General features: G+C 47.0%; 29 protein-coding genes. 27 read left to right on the top strand and 2 right to left on the bottom strand.

The genetic code is table 11. The features are described from left to right. The first annotated feature begins 4 nt into the window (after positions 1-4). The 23 genes from rpsC (at position 5) to rplQ (ending at position 11,504) form a co-directional block, all read left to right on the top strand. On the top strand, positions 5-727 hold the full coding sequence (gene rpsC, locus BM257_RS00470; protein ID WP_092067154.1) for a 30S ribosomal protein S3: 723 nt from the start codon (positions 5-7) through the stop codon (positions 725-727). Between the two features lie 24 nt (positions 728-751). Beyond that, a complete protein-coding gene (rplP, locus tag BM257_RS00465; protein ID WP_092067152.1) occupies positions 752-1,180 on the top strand; it encodes a 50S ribosomal protein L16 in 429 nt (142 codons plus the stop codon). 5 nt (positions 1,181-1,185) lie between these two features. Continuing rightward, complete coding sequence (gene rpmC, locus BM257_RS00460) at positions 1,186-1,380, top strand: 50S ribosomal protein L29 (protein ID WP_092067150.1); 195 nt, start codon at positions 1,186-1,188, stop codon at positions 1,378-1,380. A 2-nt stretch (positions 1,381-1,382) separates the two neighbouring features. Further along, a complete protein-coding gene (gene rpsQ / locus BM257_RS00455) occupies positions 1,383-1,649 on the top strand; it encodes a 30S ribosomal protein S17 (protein WP_092067148.1) in 267 nt (88 codons plus the stop codon). Between the two features lie 2 nt (positions 1,650-1,651). After that, entirely contained in the window at positions 1,652-2,017 is a 366-nt protein-coding gene (gene rplN, locus BM257_RS00450) for a 50S ribosomal protein L14 (RefSeq protein WP_072290400.1), read from the top strand. 19 nt (positions 2,018-2,036) lie between these two features. Further along, positions 2,037-2,354: a 50S ribosomal protein L24 gene (gene rplX / locus BM257_RS00445; RefSeq protein WP_092067146.1), complete on the top strand. Its 318-nt coding sequence runs from the start codon at positions 2,037-2,039 to the stop codon at positions 2,352-2,354. After that, positions 2,354-2,908: a 50S ribosomal protein L5 gene (rplE, locus tag BM257_RS00440; RefSeq protein ID WP_092067144.1), complete on the top strand. Its 555-nt coding sequence runs from the start codon at positions 2,354-2,356 to the stop codon at positions 2,906-2,908. The genes rplX and rplE overlap by 1 nt, the downstream gene beginning before the upstream one ends. Positions 2,909-2,913: 5 nt before the next feature. Further along, positions 2,914-3,216, top strand: coding sequence for a 30S ribosomal protein S14 (gene rpsN / locus BM257_RS00435; protein WP_092067142.1), 303 nt, complete (start codon positions 2,914-2,916; stop codon positions 3,214-3,216). A 61-nt stretch (positions 3,217-3,277) separates the two neighbouring features. Continuing rightward, positions 3,278-3,673 carry a 30S ribosomal protein S8 gene (gene rpsH / locus BM257_RS00430; RefSeq protein WP_092067140.1) on the top strand — a complete coding sequence of 132 codons (396 nt, stop codon included), beginning with the start codon at positions 3,278-3,280 and terminating at the stop codon, positions 3,671-3,673. A gap of 15 nt (positions 3,674-3,688) precedes the next feature. Continuing rightward, a complete protein-coding gene (gene rplF, locus BM257_RS00425) occupies positions 3,689-4,258 on the top strand; it encodes a 50S ribosomal protein L6 (RefSeq protein ID WP_092067726.1) in 570 nt (189 codons plus the stop codon). A 24-nt stretch (positions 4,259-4,282) separates the two neighbouring features. Continuing rightward, a complete protein-coding gene (rplR, locus tag BM257_RS00420) occupies positions 4,283-4,627 on the top strand; it encodes a 50S ribosomal protein L18 (RefSeq protein ID WP_092067138.1) in 345 nt (114 codons plus the stop codon). 6 nt (positions 4,628-4,633) lie between these two features. Next, positions 4,634-5,146 carry a 30S ribosomal protein S5 gene (rpsE, locus tag BM257_RS00415; RefSeq protein ID WP_092067136.1) on the top strand — a complete coding sequence of 171 codons (513 nt, stop codon included), beginning with the start codon at positions 4,634-4,636 and terminating at the stop codon, positions 5,144-5,146. A 14-nt stretch (positions 5,147-5,160) separates the two neighbouring features. Continuing rightward, entirely contained in the window at positions 5,161-5,337 is a 177-nt protein-coding gene (gene rpmD / locus BM257_RS00410; RefSeq protein ID WP_092067134.1) for a 50S ribosomal protein L30, read from the top strand. A gap of 23 nt (positions 5,338-5,360) precedes the next feature. After that, complete coding sequence (gene rplO, locus BM257_RS00405; protein ID WP_092067132.1) at positions 5,361-5,807, top strand: 50S ribosomal protein L15; 447 nt, start codon at positions 5,361-5,363, stop codon at positions 5,805-5,807. 5 nt (positions 5,808-5,812) lie between these two features. After that, positions 5,813-7,156: a preprotein translocase subunit SecY gene (secY, locus tag BM257_RS00400; RefSeq protein ID WP_092067130.1), complete on the top strand. Its 1,344-nt coding sequence runs from the start codon at positions 5,813-5,815 to the stop codon at positions 7,154-7,156. A gap of 6 nt (positions 7,157-7,162) precedes the next feature. After that, the gene (gene map / locus BM257_RS00395; RefSeq protein WP_092067128.1) at positions 7,163-7,966 is read left to right on the top strand and encodes a type I methionyl aminopeptidase; all 804 of its coding nucleotides are present in this window, start codon (positions 7,163-7,165) and stop codon (positions 7,964-7,966) included. Position 7,967: 1 nt separating this feature from the next. After that, complete coding sequence (gene infA / locus BM257_RS00390; protein ID WP_072290412.1) at positions 7,968-8,186, top strand: translation initiation factor IF-1; 219 nt, start codon at positions 7,968-7,970, stop codon at positions 8,184-8,186. Positions 8,187-8,203: 17 nt separating this feature from the next. Continuing rightward, positions 8,204-8,320, top strand: coding sequence for a 50S ribosomal protein L36 (gene rpmJ / locus BM257_RS00385; protein ID WP_009160995.1), 117 nt, complete (start codon positions 8,204-8,206; stop codon positions 8,318-8,320). A 105-nt stretch (positions 8,321-8,425) separates the two neighbouring features. Then, the gene (rpsM, locus tag BM257_RS00380) at positions 8,426-8,806 is read left to right on the top strand and encodes a 30S ribosomal protein S13 (RefSeq protein WP_092067126.1); all 381 of its coding nucleotides are present in this window, start codon (positions 8,426-8,428) and stop codon (positions 8,804-8,806) included. A 38-nt stretch (positions 8,807-8,844) separates the two neighbouring features. Beyond that, positions 8,845-9,234 (top strand): 30S ribosomal protein S11, encoded by a 390-nt coding sequence (rpsK, locus tag BM257_RS00375; RefSeq protein ID WP_092067124.1) that lies wholly within the window; start codon positions 8,845-8,847, stop codon positions 9,232-9,234. Positions 9,235-9,281: 47 nt separating this feature from the next. Beyond that, complete coding sequence (rpsD, locus tag BM257_RS00370; protein WP_092067122.1) at positions 9,282-9,887, top strand: 30S ribosomal protein S4; 606 nt, start codon at positions 9,282-9,284, stop codon at positions 9,885-9,887. Between the two features lie 11 nt (positions 9,888-9,898). Further along, complete coding sequence (locus BM257_RS00365; RefSeq protein ID WP_092067120.1) at positions 9,899-10,891, top strand: DNA-directed RNA polymerase subunit alpha; 993 nt, start codon at positions 9,899-9,901, stop codon at positions 10,889-10,891. Positions 10,892-10,958: 67 nt separating this feature from the next. Continuing rightward, positions 10,959-11,504, top strand: coding sequence for a 50S ribosomal protein L17 (rplQ, locus tag BM257_RS00360; protein ID WP_092067118.1), 546 nt, complete (start codon positions 10,959-10,961; stop codon positions 11,502-11,504). A 65-nt stretch (positions 11,505-11,569) separates the two neighbouring features. Here rplQ and BM257_RS00355 read toward each other — a convergent pair whose 3' ends face one another. After that, the gene (locus tag BM257_RS00355; protein WP_143096689.1) at positions 11,570-12,676 is read right to left on the bottom strand and encodes a helix-turn-helix transcriptional regulator; all 1,107 of its coding nucleotides are present in this window, start codon (positions 12,674-12,676) and stop codon (positions 11,570-11,572) included. A 189-nt stretch (positions 12,677-12,865) separates the two neighbouring features. Here BM257_RS00355 and BM257_RS00350 point away from each other — a divergent pair, with 189 nt between their 5' ends. The 4 genes from BM257_RS00350 (at position 12,866) to BM257_RS00335 (ending at position 18,130) form a co-directional block, all read left to right on the top strand. Then, positions 12,866-13,921, top strand: a complete 1,056-nt coding sequence (locus tag BM257_RS00350; RefSeq protein WP_143096688.1) for a hypothetical protein — start codon at positions 12,866-12,868, stop codon at positions 13,919-13,921. 22 nt (positions 13,922-13,943) lie between these two features. Beyond that, positions 13,944-16,349: a dockerin type I repeat-containing protein gene (locus BM257_RS00345; protein ID WP_092067112.1), complete on the top strand. Its 2,406-nt coding sequence runs from the start codon at positions 13,944-13,946 to the stop codon at positions 16,347-16,349. 166 nt (positions 16,350-16,515) lie between these two features. Next, positions 16,516-17,343, top strand: a complete 828-nt coding sequence (locus BM257_RS00340) for a hypothetical protein (protein ID WP_092067110.1) — start codon at positions 16,516-16,518, stop codon at positions 17,341-17,343. A gap of 19 nt (positions 17,344-17,362) precedes the next feature. After that, positions 17,363-18,130 carry a M15 family metallopeptidase gene (locus tag BM257_RS00335; RefSeq protein ID WP_092067108.1) on the top strand — a complete coding sequence of 256 codons (768 nt, stop codon included), beginning with the start codon at positions 17,363-17,365 and terminating at the stop codon, positions 18,128-18,130. A gap of 58 nt (positions 18,131-18,188) precedes the next feature. Here BM257_RS00335 and gdhA read toward each other — a convergent pair whose 3' ends face one another. Then, positions 18,189-19,526, bottom strand: coding sequence for an NADP-specific glutamate dehydrogenase (gene gdhA, locus BM257_RS00330; RefSeq protein WP_092067106.1), 1,338 nt, complete (start codon positions 19,524-19,526; stop codon positions 18,189-18,191). Between the last annotated feature and the right edge of the window lie 110 nt (positions 19,527-19,636).

Here is a 19,636-nt window from a genome sequence, read left to right as displayed (position 1 = left end):
AAGTATGGGACAGAAAGTTAATCCAATTAGCAACCGCCTTGGTATCGTTAAAGGTTGGGACTCAAATTGGTTCGGAGGCAAGGACTTCGGAGATAACCTGGTAGAGGATCAGAAAATCCGTAAGTACCTCAATGAGCGTCTTGCCAAGGCAAGCGTGTCGAAGATTGTCATCGAACGTACATTGAAACTGGTAACCATCACTATCTGCACTGCCCGTCCGGGTCTTGTCATTGGTAAGGGTGGACAGGATGTCGATAAGTTGAAGGAAGAGCTGAAGAAACTCTATGACAAGGAGATTCAGATTAATATCTTTGAAGTAAAGAAACCGGAACTTGACGCTACGATTGTTGCCAACAACATCGCTCGCCAGATAGAGGGTAAGATTGCTTACCGTCGTGCTATCAAGATGGCTGTGGCTAACACTATGCGTGCTGGTGCCGAGGGTATCAAGGTACAGATCTCTGGTCGTCTGAATGGTGCGGAAATTGCCCGCAGCGAGATGATTAAGGAGGGTCGTACACCTCTACACACTTTCCGTGCTGATATTGATTACTGCCAGGCTGAGGCTCTGACGAAAGTCGGACTGCTGGGCTTGAAGGTTTGGATTTGCCGTGGTGAGATCTATGGTAAAGTTGATTTGGCCCCAAACTTCACTCAGGAGAAAGGCGCAAGCCGTAACAGCGGTAGTAGCACTGGTGGCAGAAAGTTCCGTAATAAGAAAAAGTAATTAACATTAAAGTAAGAAGCTATCATGTTACAGCCTAAGAGAGTAAGATATAGAAGACCTCAAGACGGACGCGGCAATAAAGGCAACGCCCACAGAGGTACACAACTGGCTTTCGGCTCATTCGGCATCAAGACATTGGATGCCAAATGGATTGACAGCCGTCAGATTGAGGCAGCTCGTGTTGCTATCAACCGTTATATGAACCGTGAGGGTCAAGTATGGATTCGCATCTTCCCGGACAAACCTATTACTCGTAAGCCTGCTGACGTACGTATGGGTAAAGGTAAAGGTGACCCTGCAGGTTGGGTGGCTCCTGTAACTCCAGGACGTATCCTCTTTGAAGTAGAAGGCGTTTCTTTTGAGACTGCCAAGGAGGCACTTCGCCTCGGTGCTCAGAAGTTGCCCGTAAAGACTAAGTTTGTTGTTAGACGCGATTACGATAAAAACGCTTAAGAAGTATGAAAAGCAAGGAATTAAAAGAGATTGAGACCAAGGATTTGGCTGAGAGACTGGAAGCCGAGGTTGCTAAGTACAACCAGATGAAGTTGAATCATGCCATTACACCTATGGAGAATCCATCACAGATTAAGGCCGCACGTCGTGATATCGCCCGTATGAAGACAGAGCTCCGTCAAAGAGAACTTAACAAATAATAATGGTCCAGATGGAAACAAGAAATTTAAGAAAGACAAGACAGGGTGTCGTTATCAGTAACAAGATGGATAAAACCATTGTTATTGCTGCTAAGTTCAAGGAGAAGCACCCTATTTATGGTAAGTTTGTCCAGAAGACAAAGAAATACCATGTACACGATGAGAAGAATGAGTGCAACGTAGGTGATACAGTACTCGTTATGGAGACCCGTCCTTTGTCAAAGACCAAGAGATGGAGATTAGTACAGATTGTAGAAAAAGCTAAGTAATTATGATACAAACTGAGACAAGACTGACAGTTGCTGACAACAGCGGTGCACGTGAAGCTCTTTGCATCCGTGTATTGGGTGGTACCCGCCGCCGTTATGCCAGCGTGGGTGATGTGATTGTTGTCGCTATCAAGAACGCCATTCCCACAAGTGATGTTAAAAAAGGTGCAGTATCAAAGGCTTTGGTTGTTCGTACCAAGAAGGAGATTCGTCGTGCTGATGGCTCGTACATCCGTTTCGATGACAATGCTTGTGTGCTGTTGAACAACGCTGGTGAGCTCCGTGGCAGCCGTATCTTCGGTCCTGTTGCTCGTGAGCTGCGTGCCGTTAATATGAAGGTCGTTTCACTGGCACCTGAGGTTCTTTAACATTTAAAGCATTCAAGAAATGAGTAAGTTACATATTAGAAAAGGTGATGAGGTAATTATCCTCGCTGGCAAGGACAAAGGCCAGAAGGGTAAGGTGCTCAAAGTCTTCATCAAAGAGCAGAGAGCTCTGGTAGAGGGCGTCAATATGGTATCTAAGAGTGCCAAGCCAAGTGCGAAGAACCCCCAGGGTGGTGTCATCAAGCAGGAGGCTCCGATACATATCTCAAATTTAAGTCTGATTGATCCGAAGAGCGGTAAGGCTACCCGTGTTGCTATCAAGCATGAGGGTAAGAACGTAATTCGTATCGCTAAAAAGTCAGGGGAGGAAATTAAGTAATGGATACAGCACAGTTAAAGAAAGAGTATAAGGAGCAGATTGCTCCAGCTCTGCAGAAGCAGTTCAACTACACTTCAGCCATGCAGATTCCTGTTCTGAAGAAGATTGTCATCAATCAGGGTTTGGGTGATGCAACACAGGATAAGAAAATTATCGATGTTGCTATCAACGAGATTACGACCATCACTGGTCAGAAGGCTGTTGCCACATATTCCAAGAAGGATATTGCCAACTTCAAGCTTCGTAAGAAGATGCCTATCGGTGTAATGGTTACACTGCGCCGTGAGCGTATGTATGAGTTCCTGGAGAAGCTCGTCCGTGTAGCTCTTCCTCGTATCCGTGACTTCAAGGGTATTGAGAGTAAGTTCGACGGTCGTGGTAATTACACACTCGGTGTTCAGGAGCAGATTATCTTCCCTGAAATCAATATTGATACAGTAGACCGTATCCAGGGTATGAACATTACCTTCGTGACCTCTGCCAAGACAGACGAGGAAGGTTATGCTTTGCTGAAGGGCTTCGGTCTGCCATTCAAGAACGCTAAAAACGATTAAGAGATATGGCAAAAGAATCAATGAAAGCCCGCGAGGTAAAGCGTGCTAAACTGGTTGCCCGCTATGCTGAGAAACGTGCGGCACTGAAGAAGATTATCGCAACATCTGAGGATCCCGCAGAGGCTTACGAGGCTGCTCGCAAGCTCCAGAGCATCCCAAAGAATGCGAATCCCATCCGTCTGCACAACCGTTGTAAGATTACAGGTCGTCCCAAAGGATATATGCGTCAGTTCGGTCTGTCACGTATCCAGTTCCGTGAGATGGCTTCCAACGGCTTGATTCCAGGTGTTAAGAAGGCAAGCTGGTAAGAGTGAGATTATTATTTTTAATATTGTCGGGGCAGTCCCGATTAATTAAACAATTTATTTTATGACAGATCCAATAGCAGATTATCTGACCAGACTCAGAAACGCCATCATGGCTCATCACCGTGTTGTTGAGGTTCCTGCGTCTAACTTGAAGAAGGAAATCACAAAGATCCTCTTCGAGAAGGGTTACATCCTGAACTACAAGTTCATTGAGGACGGCCCTCAGGGTACTATCAAGGTGGCTTTGAAGTATGACCCAGCCACTAAGGCTAACGCCATCAAGTGCCTGAAACGCGTGTCAACACCAGGTCTTCGTAAGTACACTGGTTACAAAGACATGCCGAGAGTAATTAACGGATTAGGTATTGCCATCTTATCTACATCCCAAGGTGTAATGACAGACAAAGAAGCTGCCGACTTGAAGATTGGTGGCGAGGTACTTTGTTACGTATATTAATTGGAGGACTCGATTATGTCAAGAATAGGAAAATTGCCAATTAGTATTCCTGCCGGCGTAACGATTGCGCAGGGTCAGGACGGTGTCGTTACCGTTAAGGGTCCGAAGGGTGAACTTTCTCAGAAAGTGGATCCCTCTATCAAGATGACTGTCGCTGATGGTCATGTATCATTTGAGATTGACGAGAACAGTCCTGTAAATATTAAACAGAAGCAGGCTTTCCATGGTTTATACCGTGCACTCATCAACAACATGGTTGTAGGTGTTAGTGAAGGTTACAAGAAGGAGATGGAGCTCATCGGTGTTGGTTATCGTGTATCCAACCAGGGCAACATCATCGAGTTCTCGTTAGGTTATACGCACCCCATTTTCATCCAGCTTCCTAAGGAGGTCAAGGTGGAGACCAAGATGGAGCGTAACCAGAACCCGCAGATTATCCTGGAGTCTTGCGACAAGCAGTTGCTGGGACTCATTTGTGCTAAGATTCGTTCTTTCCGTATGCCGGAGCCTTATAAGGGTAAGGGTATCTTGTTCAAGGGTGAGGTTATCCGTCGTAAGTCGGGTAAGTCAGCCGCAGCTAAGTAATAATCATTTAAAGAATTGAAGATTATGGCAACAAAGAAAATAGAAAGACGAATTAAGATCAAATATAGAATTCGTAAGAACGTGTTCGGTACAGCCGAGCGTCCACGCTTGAGTGTTTTCCGCAGCAACAAGCAGATTTATGCTCAGGTGATCAACGATTTGGAAGGTAAAACTCTCGCATCTGCATCTTCTATTGGTCTTGAGGCAATGCCTAAGATCCAGCAGGCCGAGAAGGTTGGTGAGTTGGTAGCCGAGAAGGCTCAGGCAGCCGGTGTTAACACCGTTGTCTTCGACCGTAACGGTTATCTCTATCATGGTCGTGTGAAGTCTTTGGCTGACGCAGCACGTAAAGGTGGACTTAAATTCTAAACGATTATGGCAATGAAAAACGTAAAAGTAAGTAGTGACGTAGAGTTGAAAGACAGACTGGTTGCCATCAACCGTGTTACAAAGGTAACAAAGGGAGGTCGCACCTTCACATTCGCAGCTATCGTCGTTGTTGGAGACGGCAACGGTATCATCGGCTGGGGACTTGGTAAGGCAGGTGAGGTTACCGCCGCTATCGCCAAGGGTGTAGAGGCAGCCAAGAAAAATCTGGTTAAGGTTCCCGTACTGAAAGGAACTATTCCTCATGAGATGGAAGCACGCTTCGGTGGAGCTCAGGTGTTCTTGAAACCAGCCGCAGCAGGTACTGGACTAGTAGCTGGTGGTGCTATGCGTGCTGTTCTGGAGAGTGTTGGTGTCAAAGATGTACTTGCAAAGTCAAAAGGTTCTTCTAACCCCCACAACTTGGTGAAGGCCACCATCACCGCTCTGAGCGAGATGCGTGACGCTTATACTATCGCAGGTACTCGTGGAATCAGTATGGAAAAAGTATTTAGAGGATAAAGGAGGCTACGACTATGGCAACAATTAAGATTAAGCAGATTAAGAGCAAGATCGGTTATCCCGTAGACCAGAAGCGTACTCTTCTGGCACTGGGTCTTCACAAGATCTCCCAGGTTGTCGAGGTAGAGGATACTCCTTCTATCCGCGGTATGATCCGTAAGGTTCATCACTTGGTGACAGTTATCGATTAATTAATTAAAAAAGACACGTAATTATGAAACTACATACTTTAAAACCAGCTGAGGGTTCAACCCACTCACGTCGTCGTATCGGTCGTGGACCAGGCTCTGGTCTCGGTGGTACTTCTACCCGTGGTCACAAGGGTGCTAAGGCTCGTTCAGGTTATAAGAAGAAGATTGGTTTCGAAGGTGGTCAGATGCCATTGCAGCGTCGTGTTCCGAAGAGTGGATTCAAGAATATCAACCACAAGGAGTATTTCGCTGTTAATCTGTCTACACTCCAGAAACTTGCTGAGGTAAAGAACCTCACCAAGATTGGTATTGCAGAACTCGTAGCCGCAGGTCTGACCAATGGCAAGGAGCTCGTGAAGATTCTTGGAAATGGTGAGTTGAAGGCAAAGGTTGATGTAGAGGCTAATGCCTTCTCAAAGACTGCTGAAGAGGCTATCAAGGCAGTTGGTGGTAACGCAACAATTATCTAGACAAGATGAAGAAGTTTATAGAGACACTGAAGAACATCTGGAAGATTGAGGACCTGCGCCAGCGCATCTTAATCACTCTTCTGTTTGTAGCGATTTATCGTTTCGGCTCGTTCGTAGTATTGCCAGGTATTAACCCTGCTATGCTTGACAAGTTGCAGTCACAAACCCAAGGCGGTCTGATGTCGCTTTTGGATATGTTCTCCGGTGGTGCATTTTCCAATGCGTCTATCTTTGCGCTTGGAATCATGCCTTACATCTCTGCTTCCATCGTTATGCAGCTCCTCGCTGTCGCTGTGCCTTATTTTCAGAAGATGCAGCGCGAGGGTGAAAGCGGTCGCAAGAAGATTATGACTTACACTCGTTACCTGACAGTAGCTATCCTGCTGTTCCAGGCTCCGAGTTACCTCATCAATCTGAAGATGCAGGCCGGTGCAGCCTTGGCTTCAGGTATCAGTTGGTCGGTATTTGTATTCCCGGCTACGATTATCCTTGCCGCAGGCAGTATGTTCATCCTTTGGTTAGGAGAGCGCATTACGGATAAAGGTATTGGAAATGGTATCTCGCTGATCATTATGATCGGTATCATCGCCCGTCTTCCTCAGGCATTCATCCAGGAAGTCGGTTCCCGTTTCACTGCCATCACAGGTGGTGGACTGGTGATGTTCCTCGTCGAGATTATCATTCTCTATGCAGTTGTATGTGCATCTATCGTTTTGGTACAGGGTGTCCGTAAGATTCCTGTACAGTATGCTAAGCGTCTTGTAGGTAACCAGCAGGTGGGTGGTGCGCGTCAGTACATCCCCTTGAAGCTGTTCGCAGCCAATGTGATGCCTATCATCTTTGCCCAGGCATTGATGTTCATCCCTCTGGCTTTCGTACAGTATGCTGCTCCTGAGAATGCAAACTGGTTTGTCCGTTCGCTGTTGAACCATCACAGCTGGACGTACAATGTCATCTTTGCCATCCTCATCATTGCGTTTACCTATTTCTATACGGCAATCACTCTCAACCCCACACAGATGGCTGAGGACATGAAGCGTAACAACGGATTCATCCCAGGTATCAAGCCTGGTAAACCGACAGCAGATTATATCGACACTATCATGTCGCGTATCACACTGCCTGGTTCTCTGTTTATTGCTTTCATCGCTGTGATGCCAGCATTTGCCAGCCTGTTGAATGTGCAGGACGCCTTCTCGCAGTTCTTCGGAGGAACCTCACTGCTGATTCTCGTGGGTGTCGTGCTCGACACACTTCAGCAGATTGAGAGTCACCTGCTGATGCGTCACTATGACGGCCTGTTGAATTCAGGTCGTATTCACGGACGTGGCGGTGTGACTGCATACTAAGTCTGTATGAGGATATTTCTGAAGACAGAAGATGAGATTGAGCTGATGCGCGAGGCGAACCAACTTGTTGGTAAGACCCTCGGTGAATTAGCAAAACATATCAAGCCTGGTATAACGACCCTCCAGTTGGATCAGATTGCCGACGAATTTATTCGCGACCATGGTGCAATCCCCACTTTCAAGGGTTTCCCCAATCCTTATGGAGGGTCGTTTCCTGCCAGCATCTGCACATCAGTCAATGATGTTGTGGTGCATGGCGTTCCTAATGAGCAGACCGTGCTTCAAGAGGGAGATATCATCTCCATCGACTGCGGCACCCTGCTGAATGGCTTCTGTGGTGACTCCTGCTACACATTCTGTGTTGGAGAAATTAACGAGGAGAAGAAACAACTTCTCCGCACCACCAAGGAAGCACTTTATAAGGGAATAGAACAAGCGGTGGCAGGACACCATCTGGGGGATATCGGCAGTGCCGTCCAAGAACACTGTGAGGCTCAGGGTTACGGTATCGTACGAGAGTTGACAGGACATGGTATTGGATGCGAGATGCATGAAGACCCACAGGTTCCCAATTACGGTCGCCGTGGTAATGGCACCCTACTGAAAGCCAGTATGTGCATTGCCATAGAACCGATGATTACGATGGGAAAACGGGATATCTACTTGGATGCACAGGACCGTTGGACCATTCGTACTCGTGATGGCAAGCCGGCAGCCCATTTTGAGCATACCGTTGCTGTCAGGAAAGGGAAAGCGGAAATCCTCTCTTCGTTTGAGGAAGTTGAGACAATAGAAGGCAAATTATATTAGTATGGCAAAACAAGGTGCTATAGAACAAGACGGAACGATTGTAGAGGCATTGTCAAACGCTATGTTCCGGGTAGAGTTGGAGAACGGTGTGCCTATTATCGCGCACATCTCTGGTAAGATGCGCATGCACTATATCAAGATTCTCCCTGGTGACAAAGTAAAGGTGGAGATGAGTCCCTACGATCTGACAAAAGGTAGAATAGTGTTTAGATACAAATAATTTAAGGAGACAGTATAATGAAGACAAGAGCATCGTTGAAGAAGCGTACCCCAGACTGCAAGATCGTACGTCGTAAGGGTCGTTTGTTCGTCATCAACAAGAAGAACCCTAAGTACAAGATGCGTCAGGGTTAATGTTAAATAAGCATAAAGAGGTAGCGGAATATCAATTATTTTGCGTACCTTTGCATGCTTTTTGGCAAAAATTCGAATTTTATTTATTTTATTTATTAGTTTAAAATGGCAATTAGAATTGTTGGAGTAGATTTGCCCCAAGAGAAGCGTGGCGAAATCGCATTGACCTATATCTATGGTATTGGTCGAAGTAGTTCAGCAAAGATTTTGGACAAGGCCGGCGTGAGCCGTGACTTGAAAGTCAGTGAGTGGAGTGACGATCAGGCAGCCAAGATCCGTGAAATTATCGGCGCTGAATTCAAAGTAGAAGGTGATCTCCGCAGTGAGATCCAGTTGAATATCAAGCGACTGATGGATATTGGTTGCTATCGTGGTGTGCGTCATCGCCACGGTCTTCCCGTTCGTGGTCAGAGCACCAAGAACAATGCCCGTACACGTAAGGGTAAGAAGAAGACTGTAGCAAACAAGAAGAAGGCCACGAAGTAATTCTAAAGTTTAATGTTTAGAGATTAAAGTTTAAAGTTATGGCAAAGAAAACAGTCACTTCAAAGAAGAGAAACGTGAAGGTTAACGCCCTAGGTCAGCTTCACGTACACAGTTCTTTCAATAATATTATCGTTACTTTGGCAAACGATGAGGGTCAGGTTATCTCTTGGTCTTCAGCCGGTAAAATGGGTTTCCGTGGTTCCAAGAAGAACACTCCGTATGCAGCCCAGATGGCAGCCGAGGATTGTGCAAAGGTCGCTTTTGATTTGGGTCTTCGTAAGGTAAAGGCTTATGTGAAAGGTCCTGGTAACGGTCGTGAGTCCGCTATCCGTGCCGTCCATGGCGCAGGTATTGAGGTTATCGAGATCATCGATGCCACACCACTGCCACACAACGGTTGTCGTCCTCCAAAGCGTCGTAGAGTTTAATTAGTCGAAATATTGACATATTGAAATAACGAAATTATTTTTATATTATGGCAAGATATATTGGACCGAAATCAAAAATTGCACGTCGATTTGGTGAGCCCATCTTCGGCGCAGACAAAGTTTTGTCCCGCAGGAACTTCCCCCCGGGACAGCATGGCAATAACCGCCGCCGCAAGCAGTCGGAGTATGCTGTCATGCTGGCAGAGAAGCAGAAAGCCAAGTACACCTATGGTGTTCTTGAGCGCCAGTTCCGTAATATGTTTGAGAAGGCTGCAAAGGCTGAGGGTATTACCGGTGAGGTACTGCTTCAGAATTTGGAGAGCCGTCTTGACAATGTAGTGTTCCGTATGGGTATTGCTCCCACACGTGCCGCTGCCCGTCAGTTGGTGGGTCACAAGCACATTACTGTCGACGGTGCTGTAGTCAACATTCCCTCTTTCTCCGTAAAGCCCGGCATGATTGTTGCTGTACGTGAGAAGTCAAAGTCTTTGGAAGTCATCGCTGCAGCTCTTGCAGGTTTCAACCACAGCAAGTATCCATGGATTGAGTGGGACGAGCAGACAAAGAGCGGTAAGTACCTGCACAAGCCAGAGCGTGCCGACATTCCCGAGAACATTAAGGAGCAGTTAATCGTTGAGTTGTACTCTAAATAATCATTAAATTAATGGCGATATTAGCATTTCAAAAACCTGATAAAGTCGTAATGTTGGAGGCTGACGACAAGTTTGGCAAGTTCGAATTTCGTCCTCTTGAGCCTGGTTTCGGTGTGACCATTGGTAACGCCCTGCGCCGCATTCTTCTTTCATCGCTCGAGGGCTATGCCATCAATACTGTCCGCATCGGTGGTGTTGAGCATGAGTTCTCATCAGTACCTGGTGTAAAGGAAGACGTGACCAACATTATCTTGAACCTGAAGCAAGTTCGGTTCAAGCAAGTAGTGGAAGAATTCGAGAACGAAAAAGTCTCTATCACCGTTGAGAATTCTACCGAGTTTAAAGCCGGTGATATAGGCAAGTATCTGACTGGATTTGAAGTGTTAAATCCCGATTTGGTGATTTGTCATTTAGATTCCAAAGCTTCGATGCAGATTGATATTACCATTAACAAAGGTCGTGGCTACGTTCCCGCTGATGAGAACCGTGAGTTCTGCACCGATGTCAATGTAATAGCTATCGATTCAATCTACACTCCGATTCGTAATGTGAAATACGCCGTTGAGCCGTATCGTGTCGAGCAGAAGACCGACTACGACAAATTGGTGATGGAGATTACGACGGATGGTTCCATACACCCGAAAGACGCGCTGAAGGAAGCCGCCAAGATCCTTATCTATCACTTCATGCTCTTCTCAGATGAGAAAATCACTCTTGAGAACACGGAGAGTGAGGGCAACCAGGAGTTTGATGAGGAGGTACTGCACATGCGTCAGTTGCTCAAGACCAAGTTGGTAGACATGAACCTCTCCGTTCGTGCCCTCAACTGTCTGAAGGCTGCCGATGTAGAGACCCTTGGTGATCTCGTACAGTACAACAAGACGGATCTCCTGAAGTTCCGCAATTTCGGTAAGAAATCGCTCACTGAGCTTGATGATTTGCTCGAGAGTCTGAATCTGTCGTTTGGAACCGATATTACAAAATACAAATTAGACAAGGAGTAATCTTATAAGACTATAGTCACTATAGTAACTGTATGAACTCCTTCCAAAGAAGAAAAAAAACGAAAAAATGAGACACGGAAAGAAATTTAACCATCTGGGCCGTACTGCTGACCACCGCCGTGCCATGCTTGCCAACATGGCTATCTCGCTGATCATGCACAAAAGAATCACTACGACCCTCGCCAAGGCAAAGGCACTCAAGAAGTATGTTGAGCCCCTGATCACACGCTCAAAAGACGATAGCACAAACTCACGTCGTGTAGTATTCAGCTACCTGCAGAACAAAGAGGCTCTCAAAGAGCTCTTCGGTGTTATCTCACAGAAGGTAGGTGACCGTCCTGGTGGCTACACCCGCGTGATCAAGCTGGGTGCTCGTCAGGGTGATGGTGCGGATATCGCATTCATCGAGCTCGTAGACTTCGATGAGAACATGGCTAAGACTCCAAAGGCAGAGAAGAAGACTCGTCGTTCACGTAAGTCTGCTGCTGCCAAGGCTGAGGCTCCTGCAGAGGAGGCACCCAAGGCTGCTGAGGCTCCCGCTGAGGAGGCTCCTAAGGCTGAGGAAGCACCTGCTGCTGAGGCACCTGCTTCTGAGGAGACAAAGGCTGAGTAAGATTTCGATTGAACGAACTCACAATAGAGTGGGGCATTGCGATGGCAATGTCCCACTTTTATTGTTTATCCCTTCTTATACTTTTTGTAGTTGCGGTAGAAGGAGCTGAGAGAAGCAAATCCCGATTGTATGGCGATATCATTCACCGAGAGGTTGGGATTTTTCGCTATCAGTTGTTCGGCATGTGCGATCCGCTGTCTGTTGATGAACTCATTGAAAGTGATACCCATCTGTTGGTTGATAGCCTGATAGATATAGGTACGGTTAGTGCTCATCATCCTTGCGAGGTCTTCCAGTTTCAAATCAGGCTGCAAGAATATCTTGTCCTTCTCAACGAGTTCCACGATACGCTCCGTCAGTGTTCTGTCAAGGGCGGTCTTCTCATTCTCCTCCTTGCTGATGATGGCTTTGTCACGATCCATGTCGATGATGGAGAACTCCCGATGTAGGCCCAGGTAGCCGATGGCAAATAGTAAGATGGTAAAGGCAATGGAAGGGAACGCAAGTAGGTATGTGGCATCCGTAAAGCGGTAACGCCCGATGACATTCGCCACAAACGACATCACGGAGGCAATGACTATCAGGTAGAATATCGACTTGATGTTACGCATCGACTTGTCGTCGGTATCCGCATAAAACTGGTTGACGGCATTGTCATACCTGCGAATCAGCTGTACCCCCACCACAATTGTTATAATCACCTCAATAGCGAACACGATCTTACATACGGTGTGTATCCATGCCAGTAGCAAGGCTGTGCCAGTCAGTCCTTCCGTCAGGTTATGATAGAGATACTGCTCTGTGAAGAGGCTGCTCTCCTCGTCAGACATCGTGAAGAGGCTGATGCCGCAAGCGAGGGCGGCGAGGAAGGCAGGGAGGAATCCCCAGTAGTACCATGACTTCCATCGGGCAGTCAGCCTTATAATATAAATAAGGTATAGGGGATAGACAGCCAGGTTTGCTGCCACATACACCACGTCCATGAATGGGACGACGTGGACGACATGGTTGAAGAACACATAATGTCCAGCATATAACACTGTTGTCGTGAGCATAAACACAAAAAGTGTCCGTTGCTCACGCAACCGGCAGTTGTTCCACTCCAAGGCGATGAGCACTGTGAACAGTGCGCATGTGATCATGGGCAGTGATGTGATGAGGTGATAAATCATAGTACTGACAAATTTATGCCATTCTCCTGAAATATGCAAGTTTTATGTGGAAAACTTTCCCTTTTTTCTGCAAAAACCATAATAATTGTGATTATGGGAGTAAGTTTTGTGAATGTGGAAATAAGGCAATGGGTAAAATCGCTAAATTTGCGAATACTAATCATTTAATTACATTAAAAATCAAAAACTATGAAGAAATTTTTCTTAACTATTATCGCATTGGTAGGCGCAGTAGCTGGCTATGCACAGATTTCAGACGGTGTGACCGCAACGCTTCAGGTTGGTGATAACACCACAGTGTTTTATGGCTTTGATGCCTTCAAGGATGCTTTGGCAGCTGCTCCCGATGCCGATGGCGTCATCACGTTGTCTCCAGGAGCCTTCAGCAACCCGGGAGCAATCTCGAAAAGCATCAAGATTTATGGTGCTGGCTTCATAAAAGATGTTGTCAACAACATTTCTGAGACTCGTGTCAATGGAAACCTGACCATTACCAGTACCGATGCACTCGCCCCTGTAGTTCGTATTGAGGGTGTTTACTTTGTAAATGATTTAAGCATTGGAGGAACACAGGCTGTCTCTAAGACGGAAATCATCAAGTGTAGCTTTGGTCATTTTTGTAACGATGTTGAAACCAATAGTACCATCATCCGTCAAAGCTATATCCGTGGTGCTCTGCTTGGTCGTAACAAACTGACAACAGGATTAGTTGTAGCCAACTGTTGGATAGGAGATCGTATTGGCAGCGAAAAGTTTGCGACTGGAAGTTCTGGGATTATTAACCATTGTATCATTGCCTATTATTATGGTGGTTCTTATGGGTCTGACTATTATCCATTCGATTATCGAAACAATATCTTTAATTATTGTAGTAATAATTGTGGAGCTGGATCAACCTGCTATAACAATGTTGGTTGGGAGGCGAAATTCTCTAATGGAGGGCAAAACACCTCTAGCGGCAACTATGACGTAGCATTATGGACAGACTGGAAAACACTTTTTGCTGATGGCCAGGATAACCTTGAAATCTACATCAAAGATACCACCACTCCCCGCACATGGGAGTTGGCAGATCCCACGACTTACGTAGGCATCGACGGTACACCTTGTGGTGTAACAGGTGGTGACTTCCCTTGGAATCCTATTCCTGCTACTCCACGCATTCTCAGTACCTCAGTTGATACCAAGACAACTCCCGGAACCTTGAAGGTGTCTGTCAAGGCTGAAGCACGTCCATTAGAGTAATCACACCCAACAGAAACAGACAATGAACAGAACGAAACATTTAGTACTGTCTTTGCTGGCATTGCTCTGTTGGCTGACGGCGGCGGCTGACGCTTCCGTCACGAAGTGTGAGTACTGGTTTGACCAGCAATTTGACAGTCGTACGGAAGCAGATATATCCGAAGGAGTTTGGACTAAGGATATTGACATCTCTGCTTTGAACTATGGTTTGCATAGCATTGCATTCCGTGTTCTTTCTGTCGATGGTACGGAAAGCCTGTATAGTCCTGTTGTGGTGAAAAACTTTATCAAATTAGAGACTACGCCAACAGGTGATAACTCGCTGAAGACTTATGAATACTGGATTGACCAAGAGTTCGACAAACGCAAAAGTGGTACTGTCGATGCGTCGGGAATCGTCAACTTCGATGAGGACCTTTCAGCTCTTGACTATGGTCTGCATAATGTCACCATTCGTGTGATTGATGCGACAGGCAAGGTCAGTTCCGCATTGGTGAAGAACTTCATGAAACTGGAGACTACGCCAACAGGTGATAACTCGCTGAAGACTTATGAATACTGGATTGACCAAGAGTTCGACAAACGCAAAAGTGGTACTGTCGATGCGTCGGGAATCGTCAACTTCGATGAGGACCTTTCAGCTCTTGACTATGGTCTGCATAATGTCACCATTCGTGTGATTGATGCGACAGGCAAGGTCAGTTCCGCATTGGTGAAGAACTTCATGAAACTGGAGACTACGCCAACAGGTGATAACTCGCTGAAGACTTATGAATACTGGATTGACCAAGAGTTCGACAAACGTAAAAGTGGAACTATCGATGCGTCAGGAATCATTAACTTCGATGAGGACATCTCTGCTCTTGACTATGGTCTGCATAATGTTACCATTCGTGTGATTGATGCGACAGGTAAGGTCAGCTCCGCACTGACCAAGAACTTCATGAAGGTAGAGCAGATGGATGGTGACAATGCCCTGACCACTTACGAGTACTGGATTGATAACGCCTTCGACGAACGAGAGAGTGCTGCGGTGCCAGATGGTGGTATCGTCAACCTCAATATCGACATCTCAGCATTGAAACAAGGTTTGCATACCTTCAACTATCGTACTGCCGACAAAGCAGGACTGGTGTCTGCTGTGGTGACTAAGAACTTCTTTGTGAAGAAGGTAGAGGGTGAGGGTAAGATCATCGGTGTCGACTACTGGTTCAATGACGGACCACGTACCCGTATCGCCATTGATCCTGCACAAGCCTCCATCGACAAGAATGATATCGTGATTTCACTGGATGGCGTCCAACCACGCAGTATCTCTGAGGATTATACCTTCGACGCTACGACGAAGACAGTGAAGACCACAGAGACTATCACCTTTGGTATCCAGGTGTTCAACGATGCTGAGGTAGGCACCGAGGCTGTCGTCGAGACCTTGGAAGACTATCTCTTCAATGTCGACATCAATGCCGTGGCACTTACCGACGATGTTAGTGACACGAAGGCAGCACCGCAGGGTGGACAAGTTCAAGGCTTCAGTTTTGATGGTGCTGTTGGTGACTCACTTCATTGGGAGCTTACCGGTTCTGACGCAAAGATAGACTTCTTCGATGCAAACGGCAACCGTCTCACGCCTGAGTCAAAGACGATAGATGAAAAGGACGTCCTCATCATCAAGATGCCGACAACCACCGTCTATGCCTTGACCTATGGCGCCACGGAAGCTGGTGAGATGACCGTAAAGGTGTCAATCAAGGTAGCTTACATCCAAGGTGATGTCAATAGTGACGGTGTTGTCAATGTGACCGACATCGTGGCAACAGTCAACTACATCATGGACAAGCCTGCTCCAAACTTCAACAAGGATGCGGCTGACGTAAATGGTGATGGTGTCATTAATGTGACGGACATCGTGATGATGGTGAACATCATCATGACGGGAGGTGGTCCTTCTTCCTCACGTCGTGCCGCCTCCACAGGTGGATTAATACTCCACGGAAAGGATGTCTTGTTAAGGGATGCCGGGAACTACACGGCAGTCCAGTTTGACATTAACCTGCGCGATGGTCAGTATGTAAACGATGTCGTTCAGTGTTGCAGTAGCGATCACCAGCTGATGTGGAAGATGGTTGATGCTGGCACGTGTCGTGTCGTAGTCTACTCGATGACGAATGCCGCCTTCCATACTAACGGCGATGCTTTGATGAATATCATCATGAATGGTGGAGTAGAGGATGCCACCATCAGTAATGAGGTGCTGATCAGGGCAGAAGGTACGACGAGCATTGACAGCTACCAGCAGGTCAAGAGCTATGACGTCTATGACCTCCGTGGTAACAAGGTTCGCTCGAACGCATCAGACCTAAGCGGTCTGCCCGACGGTGTCTATATCGTCAACGGCAAGAAGGTGCTTCACCGTCGTAAGAAATAGAAATGATTCCCCTCGTAGGAATAAAAGATGATAAATATGGTGTGGAGCGGCAGTGATGCCGCTCCTTTTTTCATAGGGAATCCCCTAAGCGTTTTTCGGGAAAAACCCCTTGCGGGTTTCTGAAAAATATGTATCTTTGCATCGTGAACTTTAAAAAGGAAGTGATATGAAGAAGATTGGACTATGGGTTATCGGTGCTGTCTTGATGCTGAGTAGTTGTAATACCTACACAGGACAAGGTGCTTATGCAGGTGGAACGATTGGGGCTATCCTGGGCTCTGCCATCGGAGGAATCTCTGGTGGTTGGCGTGGTAGCGACCTCGGTACCATCGTAGGTATGGCTGGCGGTGCCGCCGTGGGTGCCGCCATCGGTGCACAGGCTGACAAGGCTGAGGCAGAGAAGTATGAGGCATATAAGCGAGATCGTGAGCGTCGGATGGCTGAGCGTCACTCCCGTTATGACGATGACGATTATCCACAGGAGGTTCATCGCTCTAACGACAGTGGTTTCGATGCTACTAACAGTGGTGATGACCGTATTAACATTGATATTGCGGGTCCGAAGGGCGCACAGACTCAGAAGAGACATGATGAAAGGACCTTCGACCCTTCCAGAGACCGTCTTTATGACAAGAGTCGTCCAGAGCGTGTCGTCATCCGTAATGCCCGTTTTGTTGATGAGAACCACGATGGTATCTTGCGTGCTGGGGAACAGTGTCAGATTACCTTCGAGATTATGAACTATACTCGTCATACCCTCTACGATGTACAACCTATGGTCTATGACGTGACAGGTAATAAAAACTTGTATATCTCACCAAACCTGCATGTGGAGAGTATCGCTCCCAACAGTGGTGTGCGTTATACCGCATCCATCCTTGCCGACAGGAAATTGAAGGATGGCACGGCGAAGATCAGGGTAGGGGCTACTGTCAATAATCAGAATGTCGACACGGACACGCATGATCTGACGATAGTCACGAGAAGGAAGTAAATGTTGAAAGCCAAATGCTATGAAAAAATTGTTAGTATTCCTCTGTGGAATCCTCCTTGTCAGTTGTGGCAAGGACAGTGATCAAGCGACAACGGTCATATCGACGGATGACACGAGTCAGTTTGTGACACTGACGGATGTCGTACCTGATGCCATCCTTGAGATCCGTTACTTTGGTACCTATAATTTCGTAGGTGACCGTATTGATGGCTATGAAGAGGCGACGGCACTGCTGACGAGACAGGCTGCCGACAGCCTGCGTGCAGTAAGTGATGATGTCATCAAACAGGGATACCGCCTGAAAATCTATGATGCTTATCGTCCACAGAAGGCGGTAGACCATTTCATACGATGGGCAGAGGATATCTCTGACGTCCGCATGAAACCTTATTTCTATCCCGACCTTGACAAGAGCGTGCTTTTCCCACAGGAGTATATTTGTGCGAAAAGTGGTCACTCTCGTGGATCCACCCTCGACCTGACTTTGTTTGACATGACGACGGAGAAGGAACTGGATATGGGTGGCACGTTCGATTGGTTCGGTCCGGAGAGCCATCCAGATTTTTGTGGTAACCCCGAGACGGGTGAGTATACAGGTGATAACCATAAGAGTCCTGCTCAGCGTAGCATCACTGCAGAGCAGTTTAAGAACCGGATGATTCTTCGTCAGGCAATGCTCCGTCATGGGTTCAATCCTTTCCCAACAGAATGGTGGCACTTCACACTGAAGAATGAGCCGTTCCCCGATACGTATTTCACCTTCCCAATCAAACTATTGAAGCATTAAAAATAAAAAAGGCTCCTCATCGGGAGCCTTCTTTATAATATAATAAGGTGAGGTGTCATCAGACGATACCTTGGGCAAGCATCGCCTTAGCTACCTTCATGAAGCCTGCCACATTGGCTCCCTTCACATAATTGACGTAATTGCCTTCTCTGCCGTATCTCACACATTGCTCGTGGATGCCCGACATGATCTGGTGCAGTTTCTGGTCAACTTCCTCCCCCGTCCATGCAATACGCATCGAGTTCTGGGTCATCTCCAGACCAGAGGTGGCGACACCACCTGCATTTACAGCCTTGCCAGGAGCAAATAACTGCCCAGCGGCAATAAACTTGTTGACAGCCTCGGCGGTGCATCCCATGTTGCTGACCTCCGCGACGCATAATGGCTTGTTGGCAAGAATCTTATCGGCATCCTCACCATTCAGCTCGTTCTGGGTAGCACATGGCAGATAGATATCGGCTTTCTGCTCCCATGGCTTCTTACCCTCGAAGAACTGACTGCCAGGGAACTCCTCAGCATAGGGAGCACAGATATCATTGCCAGAGGCACGCAGCTCCAACAGGTACTCTATCTTCTCATCGTCGAGACCGGCAGGGTCGTAGATATAACCATCGGGACCACTGATGGTGATGACTTTCGCCCCCAGTTCAGTAGCTTTCTTAGCGGCACCCCATGCCACATTGCCGAAACCAGAAAGTGCCACAGTCTTCCCCTTGATATCCAGTCCGTGTGTATCCATCATCTGGTGTACGAAATACAAGGCACCATAACCTGTAGCCTCCGGACGCAGGATAGAACCACCCCATTCCAGTCCTTTGCCTGTGAGGGTGGCACCATGGAACTGACTGGTCAATTTCTTGTACATCCCGAAGAGGTAGCCAATCTCACGGCCACCTACGCCGATATCACCAGCGGGTACGTCGACATCAGGACCAATCACTTTATAAAGCTCACACATGAAAGCCTGACAGAAACGCATGATCTCAGCGTCGCTCTTACCACGTGGAGAGAAGTCGCTGCCTCCCTTACCACCGCCCATCGGCAGGGTCGTCAGTGCGTTCTTGAAGGTCTGCTCGAAGCCGAGGAACTTCAAAATGCTCAAATTCACAGAGGCGTGGAAGCGTAAGCCACCTTTATACGGTCCAATGGCACTATTGAATTGTACACGATAGCCGATGTTCACTTGTACCTCACCATTGTCGTCAACCCAGGGAACACGGAAGGTGATGATGCGCTCAGGTTCTACGATACGCTCTACGATCTTCGCCTTCTCAAACTCAGGGTGCTGGTTGTACACATCCTTGATGGATTCAAGAACCTCACGTACAGCCTGTAAGTACTCTACTTCGCCTGGATGCTTCTTCTCCAGGTCTTGCATGATTTTCTCAACGTTCATAGCTTTAAGGTTTTATTGTAAATTGACAAATTGTTATATTGGTAATGCAAAAATAGGGAATTTTCTTGAAATGACCAAGAAAAATCCCTATTATTTTAGTTTAAAACTTA

The organism is Prevotella sp. tf2-5, assembly GCF_900115435.1.
Lineage (GTDB): Bacteria > Bacteroidota > Bacteroidia > Bacteroidales > Bacteroidaceae > Prevotella.
The sequence above is the reverse complement of the archived record's forward strand: the minus strand, read 5'-3'. Positions and strand labels throughout refer to the sequence as shown.